The 2,993-nt window shown below is 69.4% G+C and carries 3 protein-coding genes; all 3 read right to left on the bottom strand.

Annotation, left to right across the window (positions count from 1 at the left end):
- On the bottom strand, nt 1–1,481 hold a 1,481-nt coding region (locus FUT87_RS21555), incomplete at its 3' end, for a PepSY domain-containing protein (protein ID WP_147242341.1).
- A 15-nt stretch (nt 1,482–1,496) separates the two neighbouring features.
- Nucleotides 1,497–1,823: an iron uptake protein gene (locus tag FUT87_RS21550; protein ID WP_147242340.1), complete on the bottom strand. Its 327-nt coding sequence runs from the start codon at nt 1,821–1,823 to the stop codon at nt 1,497–1,499.
- A 165-nt stretch (nt 1,824–1,988) separates the two neighbouring features.
- Nucleotides 1,989–2,993: quinone-dependent dihydroorotate dehydrogenase (locus tag FUT87_RS21545; protein ID WP_147242339.1), on the bottom strand; the 1,005-nt coding region annotated here is incomplete at its 5' end.

The raw sequence follows: 2,993 nt of genomic DNA, 5'->3' as shown, positions 1-2,993 counted from the left end.
GCGACGACCGCCGTCACCGCGCTGGCGGCGATCAGGCCGCACTGCTCGCGCCAGGCCGGGTTCATCCGCGCCCGCGCGACCGCGCCGCCACGGGTGAAGGCGTGCAGCATCGCCAGGCTCCAGGCGCTCCAGAACACCGTGCGCTCCCAGTCGCCCTTGTCGGCGAGCGACTCCGGCAGCAGCCGGTTGGCCACCAGCATCGCCATCGTCGCCACCAGCATGCCGGTGACCGTGGTGACCGCCAGCGCATCGACCACGCGGCTGCCCGCGCTGCCCGCCTTCGCATGCTGCTGCTTGCGTTTCTCGACGAAGAACAGGAAGCCGGTGGCGATGCAGACGCAGCCCAGCAGCCCGCCCAGCACGTACAGCCAGCGCAGCAGCCAGTGACGGAAGTGCTGCAGGTGCAGCCCGGTCAGGAACTCGTTGACGCTGTCCACCGCGCTGCGCGGCGGATCCTCGCGCAGCAGCTCGCCGGTGGTCGCCTTGAAGTGGACGCCTTCGCCGGTCAGCGCGACGCGGTCGGTGCCGGCGCGATAGACGCTGACGTAGGCGTTGGCATCGCCCACATGGCTGACGTAGACGAAACCGACGTCGCCCGCCATGCCCTTGGCCTGCCAGCGCCGCTGCGCCTGCGCCACCATCGCGTCCACCGAGGCCATCGGCGCGGCCACGCCGGCGCGCTCGTGCGGCAGGCCGGTCTCGCGCGCCTCGACGCGCTCGTGCAGCTCGTGCAGTTCATGCAGCTGCGTGTGGGCCACCGGGAAGTAGATGCCCGCGAAGATCACCAGCCCGGTGAAGGCGAAGAAGAAATGGAAGGGCAGGGCGACCACGCCGGTCAGGTTGTGCAGGTCCAGCACGCTGCGCTGCACGGTCTTGTGGCGGCGGAAGGTGAAGAACTCCCGGAAGATCTTGCGGTGCATCACAACGCCGCTGACCAGCGCGGCCAGCATCATCAAGGCCGAGAAGCCCACGATCCAGGTGCCCAGGTCCTTCCATTTCAGGTGCAGGCTGTAATGCAGCGGATAGAAGAACTCGCTGCCCACGCGCAACTGCCCCTGCGGCAGCACGGCGCCGGTGCGCGGGTCCAGCGCGTGGCTGGCGAAGACGGTCTCGTCCGGGTCCTTCGCGCGCGGCACCTCGAAGCCGGCGAACACCGACACCACCGGATCGCGGTGCGTCGTGTAGGCGCCCCAGCTGCGCACGACCTCGAAGCGCTCGGGCAGCGGCCCGTCGACGCGGCCGTCGAGCAGCGCGATCGCGTCCTTGTCCGGCTGCATGCGCTCGAAGGCGGGCTTGAGGATGGTGTCGAAGGACGGCATCGGCTGCGGCGCGAAACGCGACGAGGGGATCGCCCAGCGGTCGATCTCGCGGTCGAACACCGACAGCGAGCCGAAGAAGAACACCACCATCAGCACGAAGCCCAGCACCAGGCCGAACCAGGTGTGCAGCCAGGCCATCGAGAGCCGGAAGTTCTGGAACACGGGTCCCTCCTTGTGTCAGGCGAGCAGCGCGCGCTGGATCAGCGCCGCCGCCCCGGTCATCAGCCCGCCGCCCGCCAGCAGCACCGCCCAGCACCGGCCGACACGCCGCGCCGCGAAGGACCACAGGAAGACCACCAGGTAGAGCAGCACCCCGAGGATCGCGGCCAGGTGTTCGGCGTCGTGGAAGGGCATGCCCAGGCCATACAGCCCGGCATGGACGACGGCGATGAAGCCCCAGCAGAACGCATAGCCGCCGAGCACTGCCGCGCCGATGCGCGACAGCAGCGCCAGCGGCGGGAGCCGGCCCGGCGCGCGGGAGGGCCTGGGAGCGAGGTCGGTCATGGCGGCCGAGGGCATGAGGCGCTGTTGCAAATGCGATGCATTATCGTCTTGTCAATGACCAAGATGCATGTAATTCGCATTTGCGATAGCAGGTTTTTGTGGGACGGGCGCAAAAAAGAAGCGCTCCCTAGGGAGCGCTTCGGTCGTGCGGGAGGCGGGGCGGCGTCAGAGCCGCGCCATCGCCCGGGCGCATTCCGGCACCAGGGCCGGGCCCTTGTAGATCAGGCCGGTGTAGAGCTGGACCAGGTCGGCGCCGGCCTGCAGCTTGGCGCGTGCGTCCTCGCCGCTGAGCACACCACCCACGCCGATGATGGGATAACCGCTGCCCAGCGCCGCCCGCAGCAGGCGGATGACGCGATTGCTGGCCTCGAAGACCGGCGCGCCCGACAGGCCGCCGGTCTCGCCGGCATGCGGCAGGCCCTGCACCGCATCGCGGGCGATCGTCGTGTTGGTCGCGATCACGCCATCGATGCCATGGCGCTTCAGGCTCGCGGCGATCACCGCCACCTGGTCCTCGTCCAGGTCGGGCGCGATCTTCACGAACAGCGGCACCTGCCGGCCACTCTCGTCCTGCAGCGCCAGCCGGCGCGCCTGCAGCGGCCCGAGCAGCGCATCCAGGGCCTCGTCGCTCTGCAGCTGGCGCAGGTTCTTGGTGTTGGGGCTGGAGATGTTGACGGTGATGTAGTCCGCGTGCGGGAACACGCCTTCCAGGCCGATCAGGTAGTCGTCGACGGCGCGCTCGATCGGCGTGACCGCGTTCTTGCCGATGTTCAGGCCCAGCAGCCCGCCGTGGTGGCGGAAGCTGTGCGAGCGCTTCACGTTGGCGATGAAGGCGTCCAGTCCCTCGTTGTTGAAGCCCAGGCGATTGATCAGCGCCTGCCTGGCCGGCAGGCGGAACATGCGCGGCTTGTCGTTGCCCGGCTGCGCCTTGGGCGTGACGGTGCCCACCTCGATGAAGCCGAAGCCCATCGCGCCCAGGCCGTCGATGCAGCGGCCGTTCTTGTCCAGGCCGGCGGCCAGACCGATGCGATTGGGGAACTTCAGGCCGGCGACGGTCACCGGATCGGCGACCCGCGCCTGCGCCCAGGTGCACTGGGCGGGCGTGTTCTGGAGTCGGGCGATGCTGCCCAGGGTCAGTTCGTGCGCGTGTTCGGGATCCAGGCCGAACAG

The organism is Mitsuaria sp. TWR114 (genome assembly GCF_007997345.1).
Note: the sequence above shows the minus strand (reverse complement) of the source record. Positions and strands in the feature narration are given on the sequence as shown.